The sequence below is a fragment of the Chryseobacterium sp. Leaf180 genome (genome assembly GCF_001424585.1).
Lineage (GTDB): Bacteria > Bacteroidota > Bacteroidia > Flavobacteriales > Weeksellaceae > Chryseobacterium.
This window is the reverse complement of the sequence record NZ_LMPJ01000001.1, coordinates 1225605-1252284: the sequence shown is the minus strand read 5'-3', so window position 1 is coordinate 1252284 and position 26680 is coordinate 1225605. Positions and strand designations below refer to the sequence as shown.

Sequence of the window (26680 nt, the reverse complement as noted above, 5' to 3'; positions counted from 1 at the left end):
ATTTTACACCAAACTGTTCTGGTCAGAATAATTCAGTTTAAAAAAGATAAACGTCATCATCGAAAAGGCAAGAAGCGAACTTCCGCCATAACTGAAGTACGGCAACGGAATGCCAACGGTCGGGAAAAGCCCCATTACCATTCCTAAATTGATAGAGAAGTGCATAAGCAGAATCGAGGCAAAAGAATATCCGAAAACACGATTAAACCCAGATTTCTGACGTTCTGCGAGATAATATATTCTCCCTATAAAAATCAGATAAGCAAGAACCAAAACTGAGCTTCCGACAAAACCCCATTCTTCGCCCACGGTACAGAAAATATAGTCGGTTTCCTGCTCAGGAACGAATTTTCCCTGCGTCACAGAACCTTCACGGTAACCTTTACCGAAAACGCCGCCTGAACCGATTGCCGTTTTAGAGTAGAGAAGATTATAGCCTGAAGTATCACGGAACGCTTTTTCACCTTTGTATAAAACCTCAATACGTTCGCGCTGGTGCTTTGGCATTTTTTCTAAAATAAATGGCGAAGCATACGCAATTCCGCAAAGAAGTACGATGGAACCGACAATCCCTGAAATGCTGATGACGTTCCAACTCATTTTATAGTAATTCAAGAAAATTAAAACTCCTGCAATGAGAAGAATGGCGAGAACGACGTATAGCGGATTTACCGCTAAAGAAACGAGAAAAACGACAGCGAAAAGAAATCCGATCCCGAATAAAAATCCTGAAAGTCCTTCGCGGTAGAGCGCGATAAAAAATGCTGTAAAAACGAGAAGCGAACCTACATCAGGAATCATTAAAACGACAACCGCCGGAATCGCAATAATACCGATGGCTTTGTAGAGTGAACGTTTATTTTTTGCGTTAAATTCAGACCCGGAAACATAATTGGAAAGCATTAAAGCGACGCCTATTTTTGCAAATTCTACCGGCTGCATCGTGAAACTTCCGAATTTGTACCAGTTTTTCTGTCCTAAAATTTCTTTACCGAAAGGAAAAAGTCCGATGAGCAGCAAAACGCCGCCGATATAGATGATCCCCGACATATTTTCGAAGAACTTACTTCGGCTTACAAATATCAGTAACCCTACAAACACAGAAATTCCGAAGAAAATCAGCTGTTTTTTGCCCAAAGTTTCATCCACACTGTAGATGTTGGCTATTGCGAATGTGCACAGCAAAAAATAAAGTCCCAGCCCGAGCCTGTCGATTCCCTCTAAGCTTTTCATATTTTGATTTTCTGTTGTTTCTGCTTCGCCGCAGCTTCTATTTTGGCGCGTTGCTTCTTCACGATTTCCAGGCTGTCGCGCATTTTTTTCTGCTTGATAGAATCCGGCTGAGGTTCTTTATACAGACCTTTTCGTTTCAAATCAGCGACCCACTGACGCTTATATTCGGGCATAAAACTTGCGTTAATCATCTTTTTATAAAGATGCTCACGTTTCAAATCTCCGGTAATATATTTTTCAGCAATAACTGTGGAAGCTGGCCCGGCCCACGTTGCTCCAAATCCGGCGTGCTCCATTACGGCAACCACAACAATTTTAGGTTTATCTGCAGGAGCAATCAAGACGAAAATTGAATTGTCTTTTCCCTGCGGAACCTGCGCGGTTCCGGTTTTTGCGAGCTGAGTAAAATCACTTGATTTCAGTCCGGCAGCCGTACCACGTAGAACCACAGCTTCCATTCCTTTAAGAACAGGCTCAAAATGTTTTGGATCAACCAGCGTTTTATGTTTTACTTTAAATCTTGGATCAGGATTTGGTTTTCCGTCGATTCCTTTTACGATATGTGGCGTGTAATACCAACCTCGGTTCGCAATTGCGGCGACATAATTGGCCAGCTGAATCGGCGTTACCAGAACATCGCCCTGCCCCATTCCGTTGTAGATCGCACCGGTTGGCATTTCGTCCCAGTTTTTGAAATCGGTTCTCTTTGAGCCGCTGGCGTTCATAATGGCTTTAAATCTTTTTTCGTAATAATCTCCGGAAGGAATTCTGCCCTTTGCACCTACCGGAAAATCGTTATTTAAAAATTCGCCGACACCAAAACTGCTCATGATTTTTTTCCATTCATCGACGCCACGTGAAGGATTTCCCGGATATTTTTTAATAATTGCAATAAAAGCATAGGTGAAAAAACAGTTGCTGGAAACTTGTATTGAAGGTATCAGAGGATCGGCGCCACCATGACCTTTTATTCTTTTTCCACGGTAATAAAATCCGCCACCGCAAGGGAAAATGGTTTTTTCGTCCATCACGCCCATCTGCATTGCAGCCAAAGCAGTAAGTAATTTAAAAGTAGAACCAGGCGGATATGCAGCCTGCAACGAACGGTCAAAAGTGGGTTTGTTTTCGTAGATCGTGTCTTTTGAAAGCGCGTAGAGATTTCTGGATTTATTTGGGCCGGTAAAAATATTCGGGTCAATATCCGGACCTGTTGCTGCAACCAGAACTTCACCATTGTTGGGATCAATTGCTACGATTGCGCCGTGCTTATTTACCAGCATTTCTTCAGCCATGCGCTGAAGATCGTAGTCAATGGTAAGCGTGATGTCTTTTCCGGTAACGACTTCACGGTCGAGTGTCCCATTTTTATAAGAACCCACATCGCGGAGACGGATATCTTTCTGAATGTATTTAATGCCTTTTATACCGCGCAGTTCTTTTTCGTAGGCTTTTTCTATTCCTGTTTTTCCGATAAAATCTCCGGGTAGATAGTAAGTAGAATCTTTTTTAATTTCGCTCTCGTTCACTTCATTCGTGTAACCCAAAAGGTTTCCCGAAGTGGAAACTTCGTACTGTCTCTGCGGTCTTGAAACAATATTAAATGCAGGATATTTAAAAATAATTTCCTGTACGCGGGCAATATCTTCTCGGCTGAGATCTTTCAGAAAAGTCATCGGCGTGAGTTTCGAATAATATTTTTCCGCTTTAATGGCATTAACTCTGGTGATAAAATCTGACTTGCTGATTTTCATCAGATTGCAGAACGCAAGCGTATCAAAATCGGGTTTCATCAAAGCCTGAGTAAAAGAAATTTCATACGCCGGCTGGTTTCCAACAAGAATTTTTCCGTTTCGGTCGAAAATTACGCCACGCTGCGGAATAACATATTCTGTTTTTATGGAAGTATTTGCAGCATTTAATGCATAACGGTCGGTAAATAATTGCAGATAGGAAAGCCGCGCCACAAAAATGAGGGCGATAATAATGAGCGCTGAAAAAATCTTAAAATAACGGGTATTCAAACTTTTTGTTTGATTTTAAATATTAATGCGTAAATGATGATAAATATAAAGGAAATGCTGCTGGTAACCAAAACATTGAGGAAGATCTCGAAAATTCTGGTGAATTTGAAAAACTCAATATACTGAACCAAAAGCTGATGCAGGAAAATACTCGAAAACAGGAAGAGCAAAAACTGCGTCCACTGCAATGACTGAAAAGAGAAAAAATCGGTTGAAGTATCGGTCGAAGATCTGAAAATCAACGTTCTGAAATATGCAATAAGCGTCGTTGCAAAAGCATTAATTCCGCCGGAATTAAGGAAAGTATCTATTGCCAAGCCGATGATGAAACTCAGTGCTAAGAACTGATATTTGTTTCTGAAAAAAGGGTAAAACATGACAAAAACCGGATAAAGTACCGGCGTATATTTGCCGAAAAGCGTAATTCTGTTCAGCACAAAAATCTGCAGCCCAACCAGAAAAATCATGATCAAAAGATCTGTAAATAAGGTTCTGCTAATCATTTTCTTTCTTTATAACGGCCTGCATCGTATCCTGAATTTTCTGAACCTCAGCTCTTTTCAGATTTTTAACGACGAAAATTTTACTTAAAGCTCCCATCTTTTCGCTGAGCTCAACAGAAATATCCCAGAAGCCCGTTTTGTTGTCTACATTATATCCGGCAACAGTTCCAATCATGACACCTTTCGGAAAGATGGCAGATTTTCCGTCGGTAATAATGGTGTCGCCAACTTTTAATGAAACATATTTCGGAATGTCTGCCAAATGCATAATTCTCGAATTATCGCCACGCCATGTAAGCGTACCGAAATATCCGGAATTCTTTAAAGCCGCATTGATTCTCGTTTTATTGACGCTGAGCACCGATTTCACCAGAGAATAACTGTCGGTGGAATTGATGACAATGCCTGCAATTCCCCGTGGAGCGATCACACCCATTTGCGGTAAAACACCGTCGCGTTTGCCGCGGTTGATGGTGAAATAATTATCGCGGCGGTTGATGCTGTTAAAAACAATATCACCATCTACGAAAGTATAAATCTGTCCGCCACCCAAAGTATCGTGTACCTTCCGGAAAACCGGATTTTTCAATCCTTTTTTACCATAAAGTTCCGTCATTAAAGCTTTGTTTTGCGCGACAAGATCTTCGTTGATCTGTTTTAATTTTAAGTAAGAAACACCTTCGTCGATATAACCGGAAACCCACGAATTGAAAGCTGCCGTTTGACCCGCAAGCCACGACTGCTGCATCGCGTTTTTAGAAAATATCAGTACCAGAGCAATGATTTGCAGAAAAAGAAAGAACACAAAAAAAGCATTCTTGGAAAATATTCTCAGCAAAAATCCCATTCAGACAAATATCGTAAAGCGTTAAAAAAATATTATTTGATGAGGAAGTTGAATTTATCCATGTTTTTCAAAGCAATCCCAGTTCCGCGTACTACGGCTCTTAAAGGATCTTCTGCCACGAAAACCGGTAAGCCGGTCTTTTTATGAAGTCTGTCTGCCAAACCTCTCAGCAAAGCACCACCACCGGCAAGGTAAATTCCGGTTTTATAAATATCAGCTGCCAGTTCCGGAGGTGTAAGCGATAAAGTTTCCATCACTGAATCTTCGATACGGATGATTGATTTATCTAAAGCTCTAGCAATTTCTTTGTAACCAACCATAATTTCTTTCGGTTTCCCGGTGATCAAATCACGACCCTGTACCGGAATATCGTCGATATCTACATCAAGATCTTCAACTGCAGAACCTACTTCAATTTTTACCCTTTCAGCAGTTCTTTCACCAATATATAAATTGTGATGGGTTCTCAGAAAATAAGCAATATCATTTGTGAATACATCACCAGCAATTTTCACCGATTTATCGCAGACAATTCCACCTAAAGCTACAACTGCAATTTCTGTCGTTCCGCCACCGATATCTATGATCATATTACCTTCCGGTTTCTGTACATCGATACCAACTCCGATTGCAGCAGCCATTGGCTCATAAATCAAACGGACTTCTTTGGCGTTTACTTTTTGTGCAGAATCGCGCACCGCTCTTTTCTCGACTTCGGTAATGCCTGAAGGAATACAAATTACGATACGAAGCGCAGGCTGAATAAATCTTCCTTTAATCCCGGGGATTTTCTTAATAAACTCTTTGATCATGTGCTCGGAAGCATGGAAATCCGCGATAACACCGTCTTTCAACGGTCTGATTGTTTTTATATCTTCGTGAGTTTTACCTTGCATATGTTTTGCCTGCTCACCTACTGCGATTGGCCTGCCCGTAGACCTTTCGATCGCTACAATCGAAGGCTGATCTATTACGATCTTATTATTATGAATAATTAGGGTATTGGCAGTACCTAAGTCGATCGCAATTTCCTGCGTAAACATATCAAATAGACCCATAGTTTCGTTCTGGTTTAAGTTTACAAAGATATAAATTTCACATCATGATAAGCCAGATGATCATAGATAATTTGGTTAAATTTTTATTAAAATTAAAATGCACATTTTGACTAAAAAATATGGTTTTCAGCGATGTTTTATAGCTTTTTACGATAATAATCATATACAATATTGAAATATCTTTAGGATAAAAATCCCTAAATTTGCCACTGTTTATGATACAGTATTCCAACATACACCAGACCTCAAATTTTGCTGTGCTTTCAGTAAGTTTTGAAAAGGCCGACGGTGAGACGAGAGGAAAATTTGCATTCTTCGACGAGAACATCAAAAATTTTGTCACCCGCGTGCACGAGCAGAATCTGGGCGACGCATTTGTGGTTTCTACCTGCAACCGTACCGAGATTTATACGACGACCAGCAACTATCTTTTCGTGGCGGAAGAATACTGCAAAACCATTGGCGTAAACCTTTCAGATTTTCTGCAGTTTGCAAATATTTTAACCAAAGAAGAGGCGCTTCAACACCTTTTTCGCGTAGCGGCAGGTTTGGAAAGTCAGATCATCGGTGATTTTGAAATCATCGGACAGATCAAAAAAGCATATGCAAGATTTAAACGTGAGAGACAGAATTCCAATCCGTTTTTAGAGCGCTCGATAAATTCTGCTATTCAGATTTCAAAAAGAATCAAAAACGAAACCGCCATTTCAAACGGTGCAGCTTCTGTTTCGTATGCTGCGGTTCACTATATTTTAAACAGCCAAAAAAGACTTGCCGAAAAAAATATTCTTCTTCTCGGCGTAGGTGAAATCGGACAAAACACAGTAGAAAATCTCGTAAAACACATCTACGAACCCAAAATAAAAATAGCCAACCGTACACAGGAAAAAGCCGCCAAGATTTCTGAGAAATATAATATTCCTAATATCGACTACACAAATCTGGAAGACGAACTTCAGGGAACCGACATTCTCATCGTGGCAACAGGAGCGAAAACGCCGATCATTAATAAATCACATTTGAAAAACGGACGAGAAATTTTAATTATCGATCTTTCAATTCCGCATAATGTTGATAAAAATGTTTCTGAACTCGAAAATGTGATGCTCATTGATGTGGATGAGCTTTCAAAGCAGATTCAGAAAACCATTCAGCAGCGCGAAAAAGAAATTCCGAAGGCCGAAATGATCATTAAAGAAATGACAAAAGACTTTCTGGAGTGGGAAAAGAAACGGAAACTGGCTCCCAATATTCACCATTTCAAAGCGGTTCTGAAAAATATGGAACGCAACGAAATGCACAATTTTTACCGTAAAAACAAATACATCGACGTAAATGATATGGAACTTTCTGACAAGATGATTCAGAAAATCACCAACCGTTTTGCAAAATATATTATCGACAATCCGCTGAAAGCCGAAGAAATCAGTAAATTGATGCACGAGATTTTAGTGGAACAACCCAACAACGAATTCAATGAAAAGCATTAGGATAGGCACGCGAAACTCTGCGCTGGCACTCTGGCAGGCGCGAGAAGTTGCAAGATATTTACAGAACCTCAACTATCTTACCGAGATTGTGCCGATCGTTTCTTCGGGCGACAAAAACCTGAATCAGCCTTTGTATTCGCTGGGAATCACAGGAGTTTTTACTCGCGATTTGGATGTTGCGCTTCTCAACGACGAGATTGATATTGCCGTGCATTCTTTAAAAGACGTTCCGACGAAGCTTCCGGAAAATATTGAACTTGTAGCTCACCTTCCGCGCGATTTTCCTCAGGATGTTTTGATCCGTAAAGAATCTGCGGTTGGAAAAGAATTTCATAATTTAAAACTCGCCACCAGCAGCTTACGAAGAAGAGCTTTCTGGCTTAAATATTATCCTGAAACCCAGTTTTCCGACATTCGCGGGAATATTCAGACGCGGCTGCAGAAACTTCAGGATCAGGATTTTGACGCGACGATTCTTTCGCTTGCCGGAATCAAAAGGATGAATATGACGATTGATTACGAAACGCTACCAATGATGATTCCTGCGGCGTCGCAAGGCGTAATTTCTGTTGCGGGACATTCGCAGAAACCTGAAATCAATGAGATTTTAAGAAAAATCAATCACTACGAAACGCAGATTTGTGTAGAAATCGAACGTAATTTCCTGAGTACACTTGAAGGTGGCTGCACGGCGCCAATCGGAGCTTTTGCAGAAAAATTCGGAAACGAAATCCGTTTTAAAGGTGCACTTTGCTCGCTTGACGGAGAAAATTACATTGCCATAGACGAGAATTTTGAGTTTAATGCTGAAGACAATATTGGTGAAAAACTTGCCAACATTATTCTCGAAAACGGCGGTAAAGAACTGATGGCTGAGATAAAAACCCAGCTTTGAGAAAACTCCCACGAATTTTTTAAAACCGGAAAGCATGAGAAAGTCTTGGTATCTTTTATTGTTTGTGATCTGCAGTTTTTCACTCAACGCGCAGTCGTCTTTTGCCCAAAAACTTTCTGATACCGCGATCAGTCTCACCAAAGATAAAGTCATCTACGATCCTGCATATGTTTCAATAAAATATCCCGGCGGCGATGTTCCTTCAGATAAAGGTGTCTGCACAGATGTGGTCATTCGGGCCTACAGAAAATTGGGAATTGATCTTCAGAAAGAAGTGCATGAAGATATGAAGAAGAATTTTTCTAAATATCCAAAAAATTTCGGCCTGAAAAAACCTGACACGAATATCGATCACCGACGCGTTCCCAACCTAATGGTTTTCTTCGCAAGATTCGGGAAGTCAAAATCTACCGAAAAAAATCCTACGCTGTATGTTCCCGGCGATATCGTGACGTGGCTTCTTCCGGGAAATCTGACGCACATCGGAATAGTGGTCAATAAAAAATCGGCGGACGGAAAAAGATATTTAATCGTGCACAACATCGGCGCCGGACAGGTAATTCAGGACTGTCTTTTCAGTTTTAAAATCACCGGACATTATCAATATCAGAAATAAAATACAATGAAAAAGATTATTTCATTTCTGTTCTTTTTTGTTTTAAATTTTGCTTCTTCTCAAAGTAAAGATTTAAAAATCATAAAAAAGCCAATCGCTTTTACGCCGGAAAGAGTTCGGTTAAGTTTAAAATATCTGAAAGATCATCACGGTTTGAATCAGAAAACGCCGACGATTATTCCTAAAATGATTGTGCTTCATTATACCGCTGGCGGCACCGTGGAAAGCAATTTTAAATATTTCAACAACACAAAACTTGAAAGCGCCAGAAATACTTTGCAGAAGCAGAGCCTGCTCAATGTTTCTTCTCAATACATCGTCGACCGCGACGGAGCGGTTTACGAACTGATGGAACCCAATACATTTGCACGGCATACCATCGGATTAAATTACTTCGCCATCGGAATCGAAAATATCGGCAGCAAAAAACAACCGCTTACGAAGGAACAGGTTCAGGCAAATGCCAGCTTGATCCGTTATTTATCTAAAAAATATTCGATCGAATATCTCATCGGTCATTCAGAATATGGCGCTTTCCGGAATTCTAAGCTTTGGAGAGAAACTGATTCCAGATATTTTACAGTAAAGGAAGATCCTGGCTCAGATTTTATGCAGCAAGTGCGGCTTCAGGTTGCGGATTTAAAATTAAAAGAAAAGCCGTAATGAATATTTTATTCACCAAAAAAATTTCGCAGGATTTTTTTTCCAAAGAATTGGCAAAAACAGTTTCGGCGAAGTGCGTTGAGGTTATTCAGATCAAAAATCTGCAGGTAAAAACTTTTGGCCTGACAAACAAATCGTTGATTTTCACGAGTGCAAACGGCGTAAAATCTTTTTTCGAGAACGGTTTTAAGGCTAATGAAGATTTTACGGCGAAAGATTATAACAAAATTTACTGCGTCGGCGAAAAAACTAAAAAAGAACTCCGGAAAAATAATTTCGGGACTTTCAAAGTTTTGAAAAATGCAGAAACGCTGGCAAAATTTATTGTAAAAAACTGTGCGCAGGAAAAATTTGTACACTTTTGCGGAAATCTTGCGCTTGACGTTTTAGATGAAAAACTGCCACTGCAAAATATTGCATATAAAAAAATCGTAGTCTATGAAACACAGGAACTTTTTCCTGAGATTTCTGAAAAATATGATGCTGTAGTTTTTTTTAGCCCAAGCGGAGTTCGTAGTTTTGCGAAACACAATTCGCTGGAAAATAAAATGCTTTTTTCGATCGGAGAAACGACTTCTTCTGAGCTCAGAAAACATACAGAAAACAGGATTTTTACAAGCGAAGCAAACACGCTGAAGGATTTATTAAAGATCATCAAAGAAAAAATTTGAAATCTAAAAATCTGCAGCAATCAAAGAATTATTATGGTTAAAAACGATCTATATTTAAAAGCACTTCGCGGAGAGACCGTAGAGCGGCCGCCTGTCTGGATGATGCGACAGGCAGGAAGATATTTGCCGGAATTCATCGCTCTGCGCGACAAATACGACTTTTTCACAAGATGCCAGACTCCGGAACTTGCTTCTGAAATCACGGTGCAGCCCATCAGAAGATTTCCTTTGGATGCGGCGATTTTATTTTCAGATATTTTGGTGGTTCCTCAGGCGATGGGCATCGATTTTAAAATGAAAGAATCTGTCGGACCGTGGCTGGATGAGCCGATACGAACTGCAGAACAGGTTGAAAATATTATCGTTCCTGATGTAAACGATACTTTAGGATACGTTTTTGATGCCATCGAAATGACTCTGGAAAAACTGGATAATGAAATTCCGCTAATTGGATTTGCCGGTTCGCCATGGACGATTTTGTGCTACTGCATTGAGGGAAGAGGTTCGAAGGACTTTAATATTGCCAAATCTTTCTGTTTTCTTCAAACGGAAGCTGCTCATAAATTATTACAGAAAATCACAGACACCACGATTGCTTATTTGAAAAGAAAAGTGGAAAAAGGTGTTTCTGCCGTTCAGGTTTTTGATTCGTGGGGCGGAATGCTTTCTCCGGCAGATTACCAGGAATTTTCATGGCAGTATATCAATCAAATTGTGGAAGCTCTGGCTCCAATAACGCACGTTGTGGTTTTCGGGAAAGGATGCTGGTTTGCATTAGATGAAATGACGAAATCTAAAGCTTCGGCTCTTGGTGTTGACTGGACGATTACTCCGGAAAATGCAAGGAAATTTACTGATCATTCGATAACGCTGCAGGGAAATTTTGATCCTTCAAGATTACATTCTACGCCGGAAACGATCAGAAAAATGGTACATGAAATGATTAACCGTTTCGGAAAAGATCAATACATTGTAAATCTCGGCCACGGAATTTTGCCAAATATTCCTGTAGAAAATGCAGAAGCGTTTATCAAAGCGGTGGTGGATTGGAAGCCGATGGTTTAAGTTTAAAATAAAAAAATTCCTTTCAAGATTATCGAAAGGGATTTTTTATTGATAAGTTGAGAAAAATTACGCCAGCATTCTCTGTGCCTTTTTCACACCTTCTACAAGAAGATCAATTTCCTCAAAAGTGTTGTAAACGGCAAAACTCGCTCGTACAGTTCCGGCAATGTTGAAAAACTCCATAATTGGCTGCGTGCAGTGATGGCCGGTACGTACGGCAACTCCCATTTTGTCGAGAATCATTCCGACATCGGAAGAAATTCCTACACCTTCCAGATTAAAAGAAACCACGCCTGTACGGTGTGCTTTTTCAGCGTAAACCTTTAAACCATCAAGTTCTAAAAGTTTTCGCTGCGCATATTCCAGCAAAGCATTTTCGTGATTCTGAATATTCTGTTGCCCGATATTTAAAATAAAATCTGTTGCGGCGCCTAAAGCGATATTTCCGCCAACATTTGGTGTTCCGGCTTCATATTTAAAAGGTAAACCGGCGTAAGTGGTTTTTTCAAACGAACAGACGGCGATCATCTCTCCGCCACCGTGAAAAGGCGGCAAAGCCTCCAGGATTTCCTGTTTACCATAGAGAATTCCTGTTCCCATCGGAGCATACATTTTGTGACCCGAAAAGACAAAAAAATCACAGTCCATTTTCTGTACATCTACCGTGAAATGCGGCACCGACTGTGCTCCGTCGATCACGATATACGCATCAGATTGTGCACGTGTTTTAGAGATAATTTCTTCAATCGGATTTACTACACCCAACGCATTGGAAACCTGATTTACAGAAACCACTTTTGTTTTTTCACTTAAAAACTGATCCAGAAAATCAAGCTGTAAAACCCCGTTTTCATCCATGGGAATAACGCGGAGTTTTGCTCCGGTTCTTTCACACAGCATTTGCCACGGAACGATGTTGGAGTGATGCTCGAGATACGAAATGATAATCTCGTCGTCTTTTTTAAGTTTCGCTGTTAAAATATATGCGATGAGATTGATACCTTCAGTCGTTCCGCGCGTGAAAATAACTTCAAAATCGTGCTTGGCATTGATAAACTTCTGGATTTTTCTTCTCGAAAGTTCCATTTCTTCGGTCGCGAGCTGGCTCAGCGTGTGAATTCCGCGGTGTACGTTGGCATTGATTTCCTGATAATATTTTTTCCAGATTTCAAGTACCGAATTCGGCTTTTGAGAGGTCGCCGCATTATCAAGATAAACCAATGGCTTACCGTTTACGGTTTCATTTAATATAGAAAACTGACTTCTGATTTCCTGAACGTCAAACATTTATTTACTTTTAAAAAATTAGAGTTCTTTATTTAGAACCCTTCAAAGTTACGGCTTTTTACAGAAAATTTTATGACCGAACGGTATGATAGATGTAATCAAATGTCACAAAAAAAACCCACCGCAAAATACGGTGGGTTTTCTATACCTGTTTTGAGAATGCTTATTCTGCTGAAGTTTCTTCTGCTGCAGGAGCTGCTGCTTCTGTAGTTTCTTCTTCATCATCATCATCCTGAGCGGCACCACCTTTAGCTGCATTTCTAGACATTTTCACGGCTACAACTACTGCGTTATCTGGGTGTACAAAAGAGAATCCTTCAGTTTTTAGTCCACCTACATACAATTTGTTACCGATTTTAAGAGGCGTGATATCTACCACGATCTCATCCGGCAAGTTTGCAGGGATTGCTTTTACTTTCAGTTTTCTGAAAGACTGACGAAGCACACCACCGGCAACAACACCTTTTGAACGACCAGTGATTCTTACAGGAACTTCCATTACTACCGGCTTGTCCTCTGCCAGCTGATAGAAATCTGCGTGAAGAATTTTGTCTGTAATTGGGTGAAACTGAATATCCTGAAGAACTGCCGGAATTGTTTGTCCGTCAATCTCAATAGATACCGTGTGTGCCTCAGGAGTGTAAACCAAACCTTTGAATGCTTTCTCCTCAGCAGAGAAATTCAAAGTGTTTTCGCCTCCGTAAACAACACAAGGAACTAATTCAGCATCACGTAAAGCTTTTGTAGACTTTTTGCCCACGCTTTCTCTTTTTGTACCTTGAATTGTAATAGATTTCATTATAAAAAATTTAAAAAATTGTTTTAGTTTTAAGTCGCAAACCGTTTGTTTTCAATTAAATAACAAACTTACTGCTGATTGATTTGTGCTCGTGCACCATCTTCATCACGTCTGCGAATAACGCGGCGCAAGATAGCACTTTTATTTTAGATGACAAATTTGTTTTTACGGGAATAGAGTCAGTTACAATAACTTCCAGCAGTTTTGAATTTTCGATATTCTCATACGCTTTGCCGGAAAGTACACCGTGAGTTGCCATCGCACGTACAGATTTTGCTCCTTTTTCAATTAAAATATCAGCCGCTTTGCACAGGGTACCTGCAGTGTCAATCATGTCATCGATCAAAATCACGTTTTTGCCTTCAACATCACCTATGAGGAACATTTCTTCTACAACATTGGCTTTTTTTCTCTCTTTATATGCGATCACTACATCAGCACCGATGTGGCCAGCGTAGTTTTTTGCTCTTTTGGCACCGCCCATATCAGGAGAAGCAATGGTGAGATTATCAAGATTAAGATCTTTAATATAATCAACGAAAATCGTAGAAGCATATAAGTGATCCACAGGAATTTCAAAGAAACCCTGAATCTGATCTGCATGCAAATCCATCGTCATAATTCTTGTAGCTCCGGCTGCGGTAAGTAGATTGGCAACCAATTTGGCACCGATTGGCGCACGAGGTTTGTCTTTTCTGTCTTGTCTTGCGAGACCAAAATAAGGCAAAACCACTGTAATGCTCTTCGCGGAGGCTCTTTTTGCCGCATCAATCATCAGAAGAAGCTCCAATAGATTGTCTGCAGGTGGAAATGTAGAACCGATGAGAAAAACTCTTCCGCCGCGTACAGATTCGTCTAGAATAGGCTCAAATTCGCCGTCGCTAAACTCCTGGATCACGATTTTTCCTAAATCTTTCCCATAGTGCTGGGCAATTTTGTTTGCAAGATCTTTGCTCGTTCTGGTAGAAAACAGATAACTTTCCTGATTGGCCATTTTTACTTTTTAGATGGTGCAAATTTAAAAAAAAACCACAAGAATCAATCCTGTGGTTTTCATTTTATTTAAGCTAAAATTATGGGAAGGTCACCCCAGAATATTTGTTGGCATCTACCTGTGGCAGTGTAGATTTGTATTTTAAGTTAATCGCTTTGATAAATTCGTTGGCGATAATGGCATAACCTCTTCCGGTAAGATGTACGCCATCTAATGAAAAGGTACCGCCGGTAATGAATTTTGCTGTATATCGTACACCGTCAAATGAGATCCCAGATTGGCCATTCAGTTCAAACATTTTAGCATTAGCATCTACAAATGCAAGACCGTAAGAATCTGCAAGACCTTTGATCGCGGTGTTGTAAGAATCTGTCGCGGTTTTTACCAATGCAGCCTCTGCTTTTGATAAAACATGCTGATTTTCCAATGGATAAGAAATTCCGTATACATTGATAGAAGATGGTGCACCGGTCGCAGTTGTTCCAATCACAGCACGAGTACTCAAAATAATATAATCTTCAGAAGTCGTCTGTCTAGCCTGACCATAAATCTGGCCAAAAGCCGCTGCAGTCTGTGCTCCTAAAGACGGAGTTAATGCTGCAGTTAATTGAGCAGAAAGATTAGTAAGTGCAACATCTTTAATCAAAACAGGATTAGCTGTTGTAGAAGAAAGTAAATTTATTCTAGAGCCGGCACCAAGAGCAGTTAGAGCTTGTTTTAAAGGACCGTAAAGATTTGTATTCAAAGCTGCCAGATTAGCTCCTAAAGCAGTTGGCGTCAAAGGATTGTAAGGAACTGTCGTGAAAAATGGAATCGTCGTTACGTAAGGAATATTTGCAATCACTCCTTTTGTAGCACCTTTTGCCTTTAATTTATCTAAACCTGCTTTGATAGAACCTGCAACTACAGTAGGGTCAGAGATATCATTGCTTGCATACGTTGCAGGATTGGTATTTCCAAGTCTGTTTACACCGGTTCCGCCACTTGTTGCATAACCTAAAACATCATTATTACCGATCCAATACGAGAAAAATGTAGGATTTCTGTTCGCTGCATCATCCACAACGGTAGTTGTCGCACTTGATGAGAATCTTACAAAGTACGGATTCGCTGTACCGGCAACAACTCCGGCCAAATTCCCGTATCCCGGAGCTACCAGATGATACGATTTTGCTCCCGGAACACCGAAGTTATTGATGTTTCCTGTTACTTTATTTAAGAGGTCGGTAGTTGGTGTCGCTGCAATTGGGGCAATATTCGGCGCACCGTTTACAAAAGACTGAATTACCAGTTTGGGAGCCTGAATAACACTTCCAAGAAAAATTAATCCACCATTATTATCAGCCATCAAAGGTTGTGTGAAAGAGCCGCCGCCGGCAAGTCTCATTTGACCAGCGATGATGTTCGGATACGATTCGTTTTGTCCGTCGATGTATAAAGCATTATCACGGTAACCGGAAGTCAGTGAATTTCCGATGGAAACATACGTTGTAAAATCGGCGTCACCTTTTGTTACCACGATGTCTTTTACATCAGTATCAAAATCTGTGTTGCAGCCTGCCGTGAAAAACAGCGCCGAAACAGCAAGAGTAGAAATTATTATTTTTTTCATAAATTATTTTTTAAAAAGGATTGTAAGATAAACCTAGACCTGCGTAGAATGCTGAAGCTTTGGCCTGACCGTAGAAACCAATGGTTTTATTGTTTACACTTCTGCTCTGTGGCATTACATAGCCGCCGGCAACATCTACTCCGAATTTCTGGAATTTGAATCCTAAACCTCCTGTAAATACAAACGAGTTGAAAGAAGGCGTTTCCGGGATGAAGTTTTCGTCGCTGTAAGGAGCTTCGTCATAATATGCGCCTAGTCTTCCGTAGATCATATTATTAAACATATACTGTGTACCCAATCTGAACGTTTTTGCGCCTCTGAAATTCTTCGGAGCCACTACAATTGTAGGATCTGCCTGATTTCCGATCGGTGCATTGGCAAAATCTAAAGTCAGACTTCTGTAACGGTCCCAACCGTGATAGTTGAAATCTGCAGAAACGAGCCATTTCGGTGTAAATTTATACGTTAAACCAATTGTATATTCTTCTACCAAAGGCAAAGTCGCTTTAAAATTATCCTGTCCGTTGGCATTTAAACCCAGAAGACCGTTGATGGTCTGCTGCTGAGGAAATCTAAAAGTTGCCACTCCTTCTTTAGCCTTCATATCAACCGGCGAACGGTACGCGATACTCATATCAAATTTATCAGTCGGTCTGAAGTAGAAACCGAAGCCAAAACCATGACCTGTCGCTTTCTCGTCATTAAGATTCACTGTTCCTCCAAACTGCGTCACTGCTCTGTCCCAGTTTACACTTCCTTTAGCATAAATATAGCTGGCACCAAATGAGATCCACGGAGCCATTTTCACAGAAACCATTGGCTGAAAGTAAAAGCTTTTCAGCTCGAGCTTCTGTACTGCTTCTCTACCTTCCCAGTCGTAAGGATACTGAATCGTGCTTCCGAAAGGAGTTGTAAAACTGAACCCGACAGAGATTTTATCGGTTGCCTTGTACGCAATCGCAGCGTAGATCGGTGTTCCCACAGGATTATCTGTTTCTGTAGACGTCAGCGTATTTAGATTTTGAAAAGTCACTTTATTACTGGCAGCAAAACCGCCGGCTACGATGCTCAGTTTAGAAGGAATGAAAGACATCCCCGCCGGGTTGAAAAATGCAACACTCGCATCTTCTGCATGTGCACTGGTATGTGCCATGGCAAGCTGCTTCACGCCTTGCAGAGAAACCCTGAAACCGCCGGCATAAGATAAAACACCCGCGAGCAAAGCAGTAGATATTAATATTTTTTTCATAGATATTTATTTTGAATTTCAAATATAAAGCTATTTTGAAAACGGCTGTTAATTTTTCTTAAAATATTAAACGAAGTTTTGTATGAAAACTATGTTTAAAATAATAACTGAGCAATGAAAATCTGCAAAGCGCTACCATATAGTGAATTATGAAAACTTATCATCACTCAAAATTTTTCTGTTTAGCTTCAAACACGTGTCTTACGCAATATTTATTTTTGAGAAGAAACATTTAAAAATAAAAAACTATAAATTTGCAGATTAAATATATATAATATGAGTTGTGGATGCAAAACATCCGGCGATTCTGCACATTCTTGCGGAACGAAATCTGCAAGCGGCTGCGAAAGTGTAAATACCTGTGGTAATAGCTATAAATTAAGTGTTTTCGATTGGTTATCAAACGTTCAAAATCCTGCTTCCAACCGATGCAGTTTTGTAGAAGTCAGATTCAAAAATGACAGAAAAGCGTTTTTTAATAATGTAAACAACCTCCCTTTACACATTGGCAGCGTAGTAACTGTAGAAGCAAACCCCGGACATGACGTGGGCGTCGTAAGTCTCACCGGTGAATTGGTGAAGATACAAATGAAAAAGAAAAGGTGTCGCGAAGAAGACGCTGCAAAAATATACAGATTGGCCAACCAAAAAGATTTGGATACCTGGCAGGATCTCAGAAAAAAAGAGGAAACCGTAAAGGTAGATGCGCGAAAAATATCGCACCGGTTAGGCCTCGAAATGAAAATCACCGATGTGGAATATCAGGGTGATGCGTCTAAAGTGACGTTTTTTTATACGGCAGACAGCAGAATTGATTTCAGACAGCTGATAAAAGAATTTGCAGGAACCTTCCGTACAAAAATCGATATGAAGCAGATCGGTTTCCGTCAGGAAGCGGCTAAAATTGGCGGTATCGGAAGCTGTGGGCGCGAACTTTGCTGTTCGACGTGGCTTACAGATTTCCGTTCTGTGAATACAAATGTGGCGCGTTACCAGCAGTTAAGCATCAATCCACAAAAATTGGCTGGGCAGTGTGGTAAACTTAAATGTTGCCTAAACTATGAGCTAGACAGTTATCTTGATCAATTAAGCCATTTCCCGTCGTCTTCTACGACAATTGACACGGAAAGAGGCCGTGCATTCTGCATTAAAATTGATGTTTTCAAACGAAAGATGTGGTTTGCATATGTCGACAGCTCGATGGCGTGGTACGACTTTGATATTGAACTGGTAAAAGAGCTTATTGCGCAGAATAAAAAAGGTGAAAAAACGCTTCCGCTGGAAGATTTAAAAGAGCCTGAAACTATTGCTGTAAGCGTAGATCTTATTCAGGAGAACAGTGTAGACCGTTTTGAGAAGAAGGCGCGCTCGAACAGAAACCGCAATCAGAAACAGAATTCAAATTCAAATCAAAATCAGTCTTCCGGGCAAAACCGAAATTCGAATCAAAATCAGAATCAAAATTCGGGACAGGAGCAGCGAAGTAATTTCAAAGGAAATAATCAAAACCAGCGAAAAAACACCCAGCAGCGACCTGAAAAAACAGAACGCACGGAAAACGCTGAAAGACCGAAAAACACCAATCCAGAAGCAAGAAATAATCAGAAAAATACACGCCCGCAACAGCAGCCAAAAGCGCAGGGCGATCGTGTAGAGAATGCTGAAAAACCTGCAACGGAAGGCAGCAGTCAAAATCCTCCAAAAAAGAAATTCAAAAAAAGGGTTCCTCCAAAAAAAGACAATAATGCATAGAGTTTTCGGCGCTGCGATTTTACTGTTCGTCATCAGCTGCAATAATACGGCAGGCGACGTTGTAATGAATGCGGTAAACGGCAAATGGAACAAAAAAACAGATCAGAAATTTGACCTTAATATCGCTGACCCTCAGATCGCTAAAAATATTATCTTTGTGGTGAGAAACAATAATGATTACCCTTACAGCAACATTCGGTTTATCGTTGATATGAAAGATCCGAAAGGTAAAACCACTTCTGTCGACACGCTGAATTATATTTTGGCGCAGCCAAACGGCGAGTGGATCGGGACCGGATTTGGGGAAACTAAAGAAACGCTTTTTCAGTATAAAACTGATTACAGATTTCCTGAGAAGGGTGTATATAAAATTTCGGTAAAACAGGCGATGAGAAATGACCTGCTGCTTGGAATTGAAGATCTTGGTATAAAAGTAGAAACGGCAAATACCGCACAAAATAATGGAAAACAGCAACCAAAATAAAGGAAACGGCAACAAAACCTTTCCGCTGCCACCCAAAAACACCAGACAAAATCAAAACTGGAGAAGATGGGTAAAATTTATCTGGATCGGCTTAATCGCTGTGGTCCTGGGAATTTCCGCGCTTTTCTTCTCGGTTTCCCAAGGATTTTTGGGAGAAATGCCGGATGTAAAAGAGCTTGACAATGTCGATATTTTTGTCGCCTCCGAAATTATTTCTTCTGACGGACAGCTTTTAGGCAAATTTGAGAAAGAAAAAACGAAACCTGTAACCTATCAGGAACTTCCGCCTTACCTTATATATGCACTTCAGGCGAAGGAAGATGAGCGTTTTAAGGAACATTCGGGGATTGATTTAAAATCAATTTTGAGAGCGGTGCGCTATGGTGGCGAGCGTGGTGGTGGATCAACGATTACACAACAGCTGGCGAAGCTTTTATTTACCAAAGAACCTTCAAGAAATCCTGTAAAAAGAGCCATTCAGAAACTGAAAGAATGGGCTGTGGCGGTAAGTCTTGAAAAGCGGTACACGAAGGAAGAAATTATTACCAAATATTTCAACAAGTTCGATTTCCTTTTTAATGCAAATGGCGTTGAGATGGCATCGAAGGTTTATTATAATAAAACAACGAAAGAACTCACCCTTCCGGAAGCGGCGATGTTTGTAGCAATGCTCGAAAATCCGCGAAAAAACAATCCGTACCGTCATCCTGAAATGGCCAAAGTACGTAGAGACGTAGTTTTGAAGCAGATGCTTGATACCGGATATATTGATGCTCCAACGTACGAAAAAGCTATTGCAACACCTTTAGGAATTGATTTTCATCCGATAAAAGATATTACGGAAGGATATTCTGCGTATTATAAATTTTATTTGAGAAAAGAAATCGACAGGTATATTGCTGATTATGAGAAAGAAAGTGGTAAGGAACTGAATTTATTTAAAGACGGTTTGAAAATCTACGTGACGCTTGACTCTAAAATGCAGAAATATGCCGAAGAGTCAATCAGAGAGCACCTTACCGATCTTCAGAAAAGATTTGATGCAGAACAGAGAGGAAGAAAAAACTGGCCGTTTTATTTTCTGAATGATAAACAGGCGAATGACGTGATGATGCAGGCGGTACGCAGAACCGGAAGATATAAACTTCTGAAAGCAGACAATGTGCCTGATGATTCTATTATGATGGAATTCAAAAAGCCGATCAAAATGTCCCGTTTTACCTGGGATGGTGAAGAAGAGGTTGAAATGTCTCCCTGGGATTCTATCCGCTGGCACAAAAAAGTGGCTCAGGCAGGCTTAATGTCGATGGTTCCCGGAACTGGGGAAATCAAGGCTTGGGTTGGAGGAATCGACTGGCAGCATTTCCAGTACGATCACATCAAGCAGGGAAAAAGACAGGTAGGTTCAACTTTCAAACCATTTGTTTACGCAACAGCGATCATGAAACTGGGAATGACACCTTGTTCTACAATATCCAATGCAAGTTTTAATAAAGGAAGCTATCACGTACCCGGTCGTGGCGGAATGATAACGTTAAAAGACGCGCTGGCATACTCTCAAAACACTGTAGCACTTCGTCTGGCAGAAATGGCAGGCACGCAAAGTGTGATTCAAACAGCTAGAGATCTGGGTGTAACTGAAGAAATTTCTACCAGTCTTCCGATGGCCTTGGGAGCTTCAGATATTACGATTTACGAAATGGTCGGCGCATACAGCACTTTTGCCAACTACGGAAACTACAATAAACCGGAAATGATCTGGCGAATTGAAGATGCCAATGGCCGCGTCATAAAAGAAGTGAATTCTGAGCCCAAAGAAGTGATGAATCCAAACTACGCCTATACGATGATTGAATTAATGAAAGGTGTTGCGCAATACGGAACCGCTTCGGGTGAATTGGGAAGAAAAGGAATTTCAAAAGCTGTTGAAATTGCCGGTAAAACAGGTACAACACAGAATAACTCAGACGGTTGGTTTATGGGAATGGTTCCTAAACTCGCCACCGGAGCATGGGTCGGCTGGGAAGACCGTGCCACGCACTTCTTCGGAACCGGTGAAGGCCAGGGAGCAAAAATGGCGTTGCCGATCTGGGCGATTTTTATGAAAAAAGTTTGGGCAGATAAAAGTTTAAAAATTTCGCCAGATGATAAATTCATGAAGCCTACTGACTGGAAAGACGGTTGCGGAAATCTCCGAAGCCTCAACAGCGGCTATGGTGACGAAGGCGGCCTTCAGACAATCGACGAGATTAAAAATCCGAAAGCGGTCGAACCAAAACAGAATACCGAGAAAAAAGAAGAAAATCTCAATGAAACGATTAATAAAAAAGAAGACGTCGATTTTAATAAATAGCGTTTCCTAACTTATACTGAAAGACCTTTCACTCGCTGAAAGGTCTTTTTTATGTAAAATCTTTACTACCTTTAAAAGATGAATTTATCTGAACTAAAGCAGCCATTTATAAAAAACTTTCCCGGAGATTTTTCGAAAAATCCGATGCAGAGAAATACGCCACGCGTTTTGTTTACGACTACCGACCCGGCGGTATTTGATCATCCTGAACTGATTGTTTTTAATGAAAATCTTTCAGAAGAAATTGGCTTGGGAAAATGGAATGACAGCGATCTTAATTTTATTACTGCCCAAAAACTGCCCGAAAATATCATTACATATGCTACTGCTTATTCCGGTCATCAGTTTGGAAACTGGGCCGGGCAACTCGGCGACGGAAGAGCTTTGTACGCCGGAGAAATCATTAATAAAGAAGGAAAAAAAACGGAACTTCAGTGGAAAGGTGCCGGCGCAACGCCTTATTCAAGACATGCTGACGGTCGTGCTGTTTTGCGTTCGTCCGTTCGCGAATATCTGATGAGTGAAGCCATGCATCATCTCGGAATTCCTACGACCAGAGCTTTGAGTCTGAGTTTTACCGGAGAAATCGTCGTACGGGACATTATGTACAGCGGAAATCCAAAACCAGAAAAAGGCGCTGTGATTATGAGAACGGCAGAAAGTTTCTTACGCTTTGGTCATTTTGAAGGCATTTCTGCACAGAAAGAAATTGAGACTTTAGCCAAACTGGCAGATTTTACTATTGAAAATTATTTTCCTGAAGTACAGTCAGAGGGCGCGCAGAAATACAAAGATTTTTTTGTGAAAATCTGCGATGATACGCGACAGATGGTTGTTGAATGGCTTCGAGTCGGTTTTGTACACGGTGTGATGAATACCGATAATATGTCAGTTTTGGGACTGACGATCGACTATGGCCCGTTTTCGATGATGGATGAATACGATCTGAACTTCACACCCAACACGACCGATCTTCCCAACCGCAGATACGCCTTCGGAAAGCAGGCGCAGATCGCGCAGTGGAATCTCTGGCAGCTGGCGAATGCGCTTTTTCCTTTAATTAATGATGAAAAATTTTTAGAGGAAACATTAAATATTTTCGGGACAAAATTCTGGGAGGATCATGATAAAATGCTTTCTCAAAAATTTGGTTTTGATTTAATTCTCGACGGTGATGAAGAATTTTTCCTGAACTGGCAGGGTTTGATGCAGGAATTTCAGCTTGATTATACCTTGTTTTTTAATTTCTTAGAAACCGGAGAAGAAGCAAATTCTGAAAAAGCGGCAGAAATATCGTACGATCCCTCAAACGAAAATCTTTTAGAAAAACTTCAGAATTTTTTATCGGTTTACAAAAACAGACTTGCAAAGAATACGATTTCCGAAGGTGAATCTAAAGAACTGATGCGAAAAAATAACCCAAAATTTATCCTCAGAAATTACCTGCTTTTCGAATGTATTGAAGAAATTGAAAACGGTAAAAAAGATCTTCTGCGAAAACTCACCCACGCACTCGAAAATCCTTATGAGGAAATTTACCCGGAATTTTCTGTAAAAAGACCTTCTGGCTACGACGGCGTTTCGGGATGCTCAATGCTCAGCTGCAGCTCGTAAAATTAAAATCTAAACTCATCTTCAACGATGAGTTTTTTTATTTTTACTTTTGCCAAAAATTTCCGGTGTTGATAAAACAAAAGTGTATTCAGTTTTTCAAAATTTTATTTCCTGCAAACCTTGCCGAATGGGGAATTTTCATCTTCTTTCTATTGGCGTACGGTTTTCTGGGAACGTACATCGCGCTCAATTACCGGATTGTTTTTGACAGCCGCATTCCATGGGATGCATACTTCAGTTTTGACAATAAAGCCATCGTGATGACTGGCGGCAGTTTCGAGAGACATCCGCTATCCTACTACTTTTTCAACTGGATGCGTGAGTTTATTTTCCTTTTTACCAACGGAAAAACTGATGCAAATTTTCGTTTTTTTCTTGTACTTTTCAGCAACATTACAGTGAGTTTAAGCTTGGTTCATGTCTATAAATATCTGCGGAATATTATTAAAATACCTCTAAAAATTTCACTCTTAATCATCTTTTTTTACAGCCTTTTTGCAACCAATATTTTACTTTCTTTCACTCCGGAAACCTATACCTACACACTTTTCTTCCTGGTTTTGTTTAATTATTATTCGGCGATTGCACTTCGAAGCAAAGAAAAAATCAGTGGGTTGGCATTGGTTTTTGCAGGAGTGACGGTCGGCGGACTAACCGTGACGAATTTCACCAAAGTTTTCGTACCAGTACTTTTCGAAAAAAATATTTTTAAAAACTGGCGAAAATTAGGGAACGCAGCCTTTCGTGTTATACTTTCAATTGGCGTTTTCGTATTGCTGTATCTCAACCGGATTAATTTTAAATACGAAAATATTTTAAGCAAATCCGGTGCACAGTATGAGAAGTTTTCGAATGCGAAATCGGCGCCAGTTTGGGACATGATCGTATCTTATTTTTTTGGTGGCAACATTCTCTTCCCTTCATTTTTCATCCGTGAAAAACACAATATGAAAGGTTTTTATTTCGAAGCCATTTTCATGGATACGTTTTCTTCGGTGCTATCCTATACTTTTATTTTTGCACTAATTTTAATGCTCCTTTGGAGTTACATTAAAAATTTTAAAAACAGATTTGTACAGATTTTAATGCTTGGATTTCTTGTCGATTTTCTCATTCATTGTATCGGAAAATTTGGCTTACATACGGCCTACATCTACGGCGGACACTTTGTTTTTATCTTTCCGCTGATGCTTGGCTGGCTGTTTTACACGTATAGGTTTTCGCCAAAATTTTTATCGGCTTTCATGTCAATACTTTCAGTTTTCACAGTATATTTAATCATCAACAATTATCACCGAATGATTGAGTTTTTTGATTTTTTGAACCGGTATTATCAATAAAAAAGCGGCGGAAATTTGAGATTTCAGCCGCTTTTATTTCATTAAATTAAATTCTATTTTGCTTCTGCACAGAAAATCCTGTACTGAACTGCGTAAGCTGATTTAAAGAATTCTTTCACTCTTGCAACATCTGCAGCGGCGCTTTGTTTTGTAAAATAGCTTCCTGCTAAGATCTTATAATTCGGGCGCAGAGAAGCATCCGTTTCAACTTTTAAATTTGGAAATCTTTTTCTGAAATAGGCTTTCACTTCATTGGCTTCTTCATTGCTTTTCACCGTCGTGATCTGAATTTTAAAACCTAAAATCCGCGGGTTTTTGCTGCAGATTTCTGCTTTCGTCAGTTCACGGCTCGGAACCAGTATTCTGGTCGGTTTTGAATAATCATCGTCACCAAAATCTGAATTTTTTACTGCTGCGGTGCGCGCACATTTGTCTTCAACTCCCGAAAGTGCATCGTTTATCTTTGAGTCCATCGACATGATGAGCTCTGTACCGCTGAGTGTATCGCGTTTTACAACCTGCTGTGCCTCAACTCCGTAATAGGAAAGTGCGAAAACTGCCGAAAATATTTTGATGAAATTTCTCATTTAAACTTGTTTCCACAAAGGTATAATAAAATTGAAAAACACAGCAAAAGCGGCTATTTAGAATAGTTACAAATTAAACTGCCATGACATTTTCCCTAAGGTATATGCCGTTAAATTCCTGTTAAAAATATTATTTTTGCGGGATTGATAAAAGGTTCAATATTTACTAACATAAGATAATTTAAATGATTAGTTGGAGAAAGCATTATAGAAAAGGGCTGATTGCAATAGGTTTATTGCTCTCTACAAGTGCTTCAATTTACGGGCAAGGTGATGCTAAAAATGGTGAAAAACTATTTAAAGCTAACTGTACAGCGTGTCATGCTTTAGACAAACAGGTTGTTGGTCCCGCTTTGAAAGGTGTTGTAGACCGTCTGAAAAAAGAGCAGGGACTCGATACAGACTGGCTTCACAAGTGGATTAAAAATAATAAAGAACTTAGGGCTTCAGGTGATAAATATGCCAACGAAGTTTTTGAAAAATTCAACAAAACCGAAATGCAGGTTTTCCCGAATCTTTCTGATAAGGACATTGATGATATTTTAGAATACACAACCAATCCTCCGGAGCCTGTAAAAGATACTATAAAAACTGGCGGACCTGGTACTAACGTTGCTGCTCCACAGAACAGCAATACAACCAACAGCGTTGTCATTATTTCTCTTTTAGCGATCGCCGCTCTTCTCGTCTGGATTCTCCTCAAGTTGAGACAGTTGGTGAAAATGGGTCAGGATGAAGAACTTGCTGAATCTAATGCCAAGCAGGTAAAATCTTTCAGCGAAATCTACGCTAAATATCATTTGGTAGGAAAAGGTCTGATTGCAATCATTGCGCTTCTAGCAACCTACGGTATCTGGAACTGGTTAATGTGGATCGGTGTTTACAAAGGATACAAGCCAGATCAACCGATTTATTTCTCGCACAAAATTCACGCAGGTGAAAACAAAATAGACTGTCAGCTTTGCCACTCAAGTGCAAAATATGGTAAAGTATCTGAAATTCCTTCAATGAACGTTTGTATGAACTGTCACAGAACGATCTCTGAATACAACGGTAAATATCTTGAACCAGGAAAAGACAAGGCATTCTATGACGGTGAGATCAAAAAAATCTACGAACACACCGGCTGGGATCCTGAAAAACAGCAGTACACCGGAAAAGGAACTTCGCCTGTAGAGTGGACAAGAATTCATAATATGCCGGATTTCGTGTACTTCAATCACTCTCAACATGTAATCGCAGGTGAGAAAGCGATCATCAATTCATTCAACAAGAAAAACCCTGATAATAAGATTGACGTAGTTTGTAAGGCTTGTCACGGTAAGATTGATACAATGAACGTAGTACAGATGGCTAACGACTTTACCATGGGATGGTGTATCGAATGTCACAGAACGACAGAGGTTGATATGACCAACGGTTACAATAAAGAATATTTCAAGAATCTGCATGAGAAGCTTAAAAAGCAATATCCAAAAGATGGCGGCAAGATTACGGTAGATGCAATTGGAGGTCTTGAATGTGGTAAATGTCATTATTAATAACTA

The 26680-nt window shown here is 40.1% G+C and carries 23 protein-coding genes; 12 read left to right on the top strand and 11 right to left on the bottom strand.

Features of this window, described 5'->3' with window-relative positions; translation table 11 throughout:
* Positions 1–3: 3 nt before the first annotated feature.
* From rodA to ASG01_RS05845, 5 genes are read right to left on the bottom strand one after another with little or no spacing between them, the layout of a single operon-like run.
* Positions 4–1233: a rod shape-determining protein RodA gene (gene rodA / locus ASG01_RS05865; protein ID WP_055861253.1), complete on the bottom strand. Its 1230-nt coding sequence runs from the start codon at positions 1231–1233 to the stop codon at positions 4–6.
* On the bottom strand, positions 1230–3254 hold the full coding sequence (locus tag ASG01_RS05860) for a peptidoglycan D,D-transpeptidase FtsI family protein (RefSeq protein ID WP_055861251.1): 2025 nt from the start codon (positions 3252–3254) through the stop codon (positions 1230–1232). The genes rodA and ASG01_RS05860 overlap by 4 nt, the downstream gene beginning before the upstream one ends.
* Positions 3251–3757 carry a hypothetical protein gene (locus ASG01_RS05855; protein WP_055861248.1) on the bottom strand — a complete coding sequence of 169 codons (507 nt, stop codon included), beginning with the start codon at positions 3755–3757 and terminating at the stop codon, positions 3251–3253. Before ASG01_RS05855 ends, ASG01_RS05860 begins: the two co-directional genes overlap by 4 nt.
* Positions 3750–4604 (bottom strand): rod shape-determining protein MreC, encoded by an 855-nt coding sequence (gene mreC, locus ASG01_RS05850; RefSeq protein WP_055861245.1) that lies wholly within the window; start codon positions 4602–4604, stop codon positions 3750–3752. Before mreC ends, ASG01_RS05855 begins: the two co-directional genes overlap by 8 nt.
* Before the next feature lie 32 nt (positions 4605–4636).
* Positions 4637–5662 carry a rod shape-determining protein gene (locus ASG01_RS05845; protein ID WP_055861242.1) on the bottom strand — a complete coding sequence of 342 codons (1026 nt, stop codon included), beginning with the start codon at positions 5660–5662 and terminating at the stop codon, positions 4637–4639.
* A 215-nt stretch (positions 5663–5877) separates the two neighbouring features.
* On the opposite strand from ASG01_RS05845, the gene hemA reads away from it, so the two are divergent.
* Genes hemA through hemE form a run of 6 tightly spaced genes read left to right on the top strand, consistent with a single transcriptional unit; the run spans position 5878 to position 11062 of the window.
* On the top strand, positions 5878–7152 hold the full coding sequence (hemA, locus tag ASG01_RS05840) for a glutamyl-tRNA reductase (RefSeq protein ID WP_055861239.1): 1275 nt from the start codon (positions 5878–5880) through the stop codon (positions 7150–7152).
* The gene (hemC, locus tag ASG01_RS05835; RefSeq protein ID WP_055861236.1) at positions 7139–8047 is read left to right on the top strand and encodes a hydroxymethylbilane synthase; all 909 of its coding nucleotides are present in this window, start codon (positions 7139–7141) and stop codon (positions 8045–8047) included. The genes hemA and hemC overlap by 14 nt, the downstream gene beginning before the upstream one ends.
* Positions 8048–8081: 34 nt before the next feature.
* The gene (locus ASG01_RS05830; protein ID WP_055861233.1) at positions 8082–8663 is read left to right on the top strand and encodes a DUF1287 domain-containing protein; all 582 of its coding nucleotides are present in this window, start codon (positions 8082–8084) and stop codon (positions 8661–8663) included.
* Positions 8664–8669: 6 nt separating this feature from the next.
* Positions 8670–9326 (top strand): peptidoglycan recognition family protein, encoded by a 657-nt coding sequence (locus ASG01_RS05825; RefSeq protein WP_055861231.1) that lies wholly within the window; start codon positions 8670–8672, stop codon positions 9324–9326.
* Positions 9326–9997, top strand: a complete 672-nt coding sequence (locus ASG01_RS05820) for a uroporphyrinogen-III synthase (RefSeq protein WP_055861228.1) — start codon at positions 9326–9328, stop codon at positions 9995–9997. Before ASG01_RS05825 ends, ASG01_RS05820 begins: the two co-directional genes overlap by 1 nt.
* Before the next feature lie 33 nt (positions 9998–10030).
* Positions 10031–11062: a uroporphyrinogen decarboxylase gene (hemE, locus tag ASG01_RS05815; RefSeq protein ID WP_055861225.1), complete on the top strand. Its 1032-nt coding sequence runs from the start codon at positions 10031–10033 to the stop codon at positions 11060–11062.
* 66 nt (positions 11063–11128) lie between these two features.
* Here the strand turns inward: hemE and ASG01_RS05810 are convergent, their stop codons facing one another.
* The 5 genes from ASG01_RS05810 to ASG01_RS05790 form a co-directional block, all read right to left on the bottom strand.
* Complete coding sequence (locus ASG01_RS05810) at positions 11129–12349, bottom strand: aminotransferase class V-fold PLP-dependent enzyme (RefSeq protein WP_055861222.1); 1221 nt, start codon at positions 12347–12349, stop codon at positions 11129–11131.
* A 163-nt stretch (positions 12350–12512) separates the two neighbouring features.
* Positions 12513–13148 (bottom strand): 50S ribosomal protein L25/general stress protein Ctc, encoded by a 636-nt coding sequence (locus tag ASG01_RS05805; RefSeq protein ID WP_055861219.1) that lies wholly within the window; start codon positions 13146–13148, stop codon positions 12513–12515.
* 55 nt (positions 13149–13203) lie between these two features.
* Positions 13204–14142: a ribose-phosphate pyrophosphokinase gene (locus ASG01_RS05800; protein WP_055861216.1), complete on the bottom strand. Its 939-nt coding sequence runs from the start codon at positions 14140–14142 to the stop codon at positions 13204–13206.
* 79 nt (positions 14143–14221) lie between these two features.
* Positions 14222–15754, bottom strand: coding sequence for a G-D-S-L family lipolytic protein (locus ASG01_RS05795; RefSeq protein WP_055861214.1), 1533 nt, complete (start codon positions 15752–15754; stop codon positions 14222–14224).
* Between the two features lie 10 nt (positions 15755–15764).
* On the bottom strand, positions 15765–17003 hold the full coding sequence (locus ASG01_RS05790) for an OmpP1/FadL family transporter (RefSeq protein WP_055861211.1): 1239 nt from the start codon (positions 17001–17003) through the stop codon (positions 15765–15767).
* A gap of 276 nt (positions 17004–17279) precedes the next feature.
* Between ASG01_RS05790 and ASG01_RS05785 the strand changes: the two genes are divergently transcribed.
* The 5 genes from ASG01_RS05785 (at position 17280) to ASG01_RS05765 (ending at position 24546) form a co-directional block, all read left to right on the top strand.
* Positions 17280–18755 carry a stage 0 sporulation family protein gene (locus ASG01_RS05785; protein ID WP_055861207.1) on the top strand — a complete coding sequence of 492 codons (1476 nt, stop codon included), beginning with the start codon at positions 17280–17282 and terminating at the stop codon, positions 18753–18755.
* Positions 18748–19239 carry a gliding motility lipoprotein GldH gene (locus ASG01_RS05780; RefSeq protein WP_055861204.1) on the top strand — a complete coding sequence of 164 codons (492 nt, stop codon included), beginning with the start codon at positions 18748–18750 and terminating at the stop codon, positions 19237–19239. Before ASG01_RS05785 ends, ASG01_RS05780 begins: the two co-directional genes overlap by 8 nt.
* Positions 19217–21592 carry a penicillin-binding protein 1A gene (locus tag ASG01_RS05775; protein WP_055861201.1) on the top strand — a complete coding sequence of 792 codons (2376 nt, stop codon included), beginning with the start codon at positions 19217–19219 and terminating at the stop codon, positions 21590–21592. Before ASG01_RS05780 ends, ASG01_RS05775 begins: the two co-directional genes overlap by 23 nt.
* Before the next feature lie 78 nt (positions 21593–21670).
* Positions 21671–23206, top strand: coding sequence for a protein adenylyltransferase SelO (locus ASG01_RS05770; protein ID WP_055861198.1), 1536 nt, complete (start codon positions 21671–21673; stop codon positions 23204–23206).
* A gap of 65 nt (positions 23207–23271) precedes the next feature.
* Entirely contained in the window at positions 23272–24546 is a 1275-nt protein-coding gene (locus tag ASG01_RS05765; protein WP_082498310.1) for a DUF6080 domain-containing protein, read from the top strand.
* 53 nt (positions 24547–24599) lie between these two features.
* Here the strand turns inward: ASG01_RS05765 and ASG01_RS05760 are convergent, their stop codons facing one another.
* Positions 24600–25133: an SPOR domain-containing protein gene (locus ASG01_RS05760; RefSeq protein ID WP_055861195.1), complete on the bottom strand. Its 534-nt coding sequence runs from the start codon at positions 25131–25133 to the stop codon at positions 24600–24602.
* Positions 25134–25318: 185 nt separating this feature from the next.
* Between ASG01_RS05760 and ASG01_RS05755 the strand changes: the two genes are divergently transcribed.
* Positions 25319–26674: a c-type cytochrome gene (locus ASG01_RS05755; protein WP_055861192.1), complete on the top strand. Its 1356-nt coding sequence runs from the start codon at positions 25319–25321 to the stop codon at positions 26672–26674.
* Positions 26675–26680 lie beyond the last annotated feature (6 nt).

Bases quoted from the DNA above. Each gene is read 5' to 3' on its own strand.
- rodA (WP_055861253.1), bottom strand. From the start codon at position 1,233: ATGAAAAGCTTAGAGGGAATCGACAGGCTCGGGCTGGGACTTTATTTT.
- ASG01_RS05855 (WP_055861248.1), bottom strand. From the start codon at position 3,757: ATGATTAGCAGAACCTTATTTACAGATCTTTTGATCATGATTTTTCTG.
- mreC (WP_055861245.1), bottom strand. From the start codon at position 4,604: ATGGGATTTTTGCTGAGAATATTTTCCAAGAATGCTTTTTTTGTGTTC.
- ASG01_RS05845 (WP_055861242.1), bottom strand. From the start codon at position 5,662: ATGGGTCTATTTGATATGTTTACGCAGGAAATTGCGATCGACTTAGGT.
- hemA (WP_055861239.1), top strand. From the start codon at position 5,878: ATGATACAGTATTCCAACATACACCAGACCTCAAATTTTGCTGTGCTT.
- hemC (WP_055861236.1), top strand. From the start codon at position 7,139: ATGAAAAGCATTAGGATAGGCACGCGAAACTCTGCGCTGGCACTCTGG.
- ASG01_RS05830 (WP_055861233.1), top strand. From the start codon at position 8,082: ATGAGAAAGTCTTGGTATCTTTTATTGTTTGTGATCTGCAGTTTTTCA.
- ASG01_RS05825 (WP_055861231.1), top strand. From the start codon at position 8,670: ATGAAAAAGATTATTTCATTTCTGTTCTTTTTTGTTTTAAATTTTGCT.
- ASG01_RS05820 (WP_055861228.1), top strand. From the start codon at position 9,326: ATGAATATTTTATTCACCAAAAAAATTTCGCAGGATTTTTTTTCCAAA.
- hemE (WP_055861225.1), top strand. From the start codon at position 10,031: ATGGTTAAAAACGATCTATATTTAAAAGCACTTCGCGGAGAGACCGTA.
- ASG01_RS05810 (WP_055861222.1), bottom strand. From the start codon at position 12,349: ATGTTTGACGTTCAGGAAATCAGAAGTCAGTTTTCTATATTAAATGAA.
- ASG01_RS05805 (WP_055861219.1), bottom strand. From the start codon at position 13,148: ATGAAATCTATTACAATTCAAGGTACAAAAAGAGAAAGCGTGGGCAAA.
- ASG01_RS05800 (WP_055861216.1), bottom strand. From the start codon at position 14,142: ATGGCCAATCAGGAAAGTTATCTGTTTTCTACCAGAACGAGCAAAGAT.
- ASG01_RS05795 (WP_055861214.1), bottom strand. From the start codon at position 15,754: ATGAAAAAAATAATAATTTCTACTCTTGCTGTTTCGGCGCTGTTTTTC.
- ASG01_RS05790 (WP_055861211.1), bottom strand. From the start codon at position 17,003: ATGAAAAAAATATTAATATCTACTGCTTTGCTCGCGGGTGTTTTATCT.
- ASG01_RS05785 (WP_055861207.1), top strand. From the start codon at position 17,280: ATGAGTTGTGGATGCAAAACATCCGGCGATTCTGCACATTCTTGCGGA.
- ASG01_RS05780 (WP_055861204.1), top strand. From the start codon at position 18,748: ATGCATAGAGTTTTCGGCGCTGCGATTTTACTGTTCGTCATCAGCTGC.
- ASG01_RS05775 (WP_055861201.1), top strand. From the start codon at position 19,217: ATGGAAAACAGCAACCAAAATAAAGGAAACGGCAACAAAACCTTTCCG.
- ASG01_RS05770 (WP_055861198.1), top strand. From the start codon at position 21,671: ATGAATTTATCTGAACTAAAGCAGCCATTTATAAAAAACTTTCCCGGA.
- ASG01_RS05760 (WP_055861195.1), bottom strand. From the start codon at position 25,133: ATGAGAAATTTCATCAAAATATTTTCGGCAGTTTTCGCACTTTCCTAT.
- ASG01_RS05755 (WP_055861192.1), top strand. From the start codon at position 25,319: ATGATTAGTTGGAGAAAGCATTATAGAAAAGGGCTGATTGCAATAGGT.